The 2,477-nt window shown below is 63.5% G+C and carries 1 protein-coding gene and 1 pseudogene; both read left to right on the top strand.

Annotation, left to right across the window (positions count from 1 at the left end):
• A pseudogene (locus MOV74_RS36020) lies at positions 1 to 893 on the top strand (FGGY-family carbohydrate kinase); the annotation flags it as partial.
• A gap of 167 nt (positions 894 to 1,060) precedes the next feature.
• Positions 1,061 to 2,392: an extracellular solute-binding protein gene (locus MOV74_RS36025; RefSeq protein ID WP_246932014.1), complete on the top strand. Its 1,332-nt coding sequence runs from the start codon at positions 1,061 to 1,063 to the stop codon at positions 2,390 to 2,392.
• Positions 2,393 to 2,477 lie beyond the last annotated feature (85 nt).

Consider the following 2,477-nt stretch of genomic DNA (forward strand, 5'->3'; position numbering starts at 1 on the left):
GATCTCCGGCTCGCGACGGCTACGCCGGTCGCCGCAGGCCTGATCGATGCGCATGCCGGCGGCGTCGGCACAGTGGGGGCGCGCGGTACGGCGGGCACGGTGCTGACGCGCAAAGCCTATGTCTTCGGAACGTCCGCCTGTACCATGACCACCACGCGGCTCCGTCCTTCGTCCCCGGTGTTTGGGGACCTTATTTCTCCGCCATGGTGCCTGGGCTTTGGCTCAATGAAGGAAGGCAGTCGGCCGCCGGCGCGGCGATCGAGCATCTGTTGCAGATGCATCCGCATTCCGCGCAAGCGACACAGGCTGCGCGCCAGAAGCAGCAGACGCTCGCCGATTGGCTGGCCTCGGAAATTGAATCACGCGGAGGTGCAGAAATGCTCCCGGCGTTGGTCGGCGAGCTTCATGTCGTCCCCGAATTCCTCGGCAATCGCGCGCCGTTCGCGGATCCCAAAGCGCGCGCACTGATTGCCGGGCTTGATATGCGCTCGGATCTGGAGAGCCTGGTCGCACTTTATCTTGCCGGGCTTTGCGGCCTCGGCTGCGGGGCCCGGCAGATCGTTCGCGCTCAGCAAGACAAGGGCATTGCGATCGATACGATCGTGGTCAGCGGCGGTGCCGCAAAGAGCCGCCTCGTGCGGCAGGTGCTCGCGGATATGACGGGGTTGACGGTTGCTGCGTCCGCATCGCCAGAGGCCGTCCTGCTCGGCTCTGCCATGCTTGGATCGGTTGCGTCGGGCGACTATGCCAATCTCGGCGAAGCGATGCAGGCGATGTCGGTCCTGGGAGACATCCATCAACCCCAGGCTGCTCTCGCTGACTGGGCCAATCGGCGCTTTCGAGCCTTCGAAGCGCTGCAGAAGGTCGGCCGGGCAATTCGAAGCGCTTCATAGCCCCTTTGCCGACCGGATCCCGCGTCCCCAGGCACGGGTCGCCTCCGACGCCGGCACTGCCCGATAGGAGAGGGCATTGCCCCTCTTTCATCATCTCGACACATATGTCATGATAGAAATACAAATGTATAGTTCGGGTCTTTTTGCCCGGCGAGGGAGGGCTGCCCATGGGTAGGAAAGTCGCATTCATCGCGGCCTTGTTCGGCGCGTTGGCATTGGTTGGTCCGGCGCAGGCGCGGGTCGAGGTCCAGTGGTGGCACGCCATGAGTGGTGTCCTCGGCGATCGGCTCAATGAGCTGGTCGAGAAGTTCAACACCTCGCAGGACAAGTACACGGTCGTCGCGGTCGCCAAGGGGAACTATGACGAGGTGACCAACGGTGTGATCGCCGCCTATCGCGCCAAGCGGCCGCCGGAGATGGTGCAGATCGCCGAGCGCGGCTACATGACGATGCTGCTGTCAGGAGCCATCGTTCCCGTGCAGGATCTGGTGGAGCAGAAGGGTTACAAGATCGACTTTTCGGACTTCATCAAGCCCGTGGCGGGCTTCTGGAGCTACAAGGGGCGGATGTCCGCGATGCCCTTCAACTCGTCGACGCCGATCTTCTGGTACAACAAGGATCACTTCCAGAAGGCCGGTTTCGACAAACCGGCCGAGACCTGGCAGGAGCTGGAGAAGCAGCTCTACGCCATCAAGTCCAAGGGGATCAGCGAGTGCGGCACGGTGCTGCCCGGCGATTTCTACTGGAGCCTGCTCGAGAACTACAGCGCCATCAACAACCAGCCCTACGGTACGATGGCGAACGGCTTCGACGGGCTCGGCACCGAGTTCGTCTACAACAAGACCAAGGTGGTATCGCAAGTCGCGCGGCTCAAGAAATGGCTCGATGACGGCGTGATGCAGATCGCGGGCCAGGGCTTCAATCCCGAGCAATTGTTCACGTCGGGCCGGTGTTCGACCTTCGTCAATTCGACCGCATCGCACGGCAACATCGAGCGCAATGCGACCATCAGCTGGAGCGCCACTTTCCTGCCGCACGAGAGCGACATCAATCCGCCTCTCAACAGCACCATCGGAGGTGGCGCCATCTGGGTCATGAAGGGTCACACGCCGGAGCGCTACGAGGCCGTCGCGGCCTTTCTGGATTTCGTCGCCCAGCCGGAAACCCAGGTCTGGTGGCACGGTGCGACCGGCTATGTTCCCGCCACCAACCGCGCCTATGCGCTCGCGCGGGAGCGGGGCTATTACAAGGATCATCCGACCAGGGAGATCGCAGTGCTGCAGCTCTCGCGCGGCACGCCGAACGAGAACTCGCGCGGCTTCCGCTTCGGCAACTTCGTGCAGACCATGCTGGCCCAGCGCCAGGAGGTCGAGGCGGTGTTCGCCGGTCAGAAGCAGCCGCAGCAGGCCATGGATGACGCTGTCAAGCGGGGTAACGAGATCCTGCGGCAGTTCGAGAAGCTGAACGCCGGAAAGACTCCGGAAACCGAGCGTCCATGACGCTGCGCCTGTCCATCCCGTGGCGTGACGCGCGCGCCCCTGTGCGTCAACGAAGGCACGGGGGCGGCGGGTCCAGGGGCGTGCC

Source organism: Bradyrhizobium sp. SHOUNA76, assembly GCF_023006445.1.
Lineage (GTDB): Bacteria > Pseudomonadota > Alphaproteobacteria > Rhizobiales > Xanthobacteraceae > Bradyrhizobium.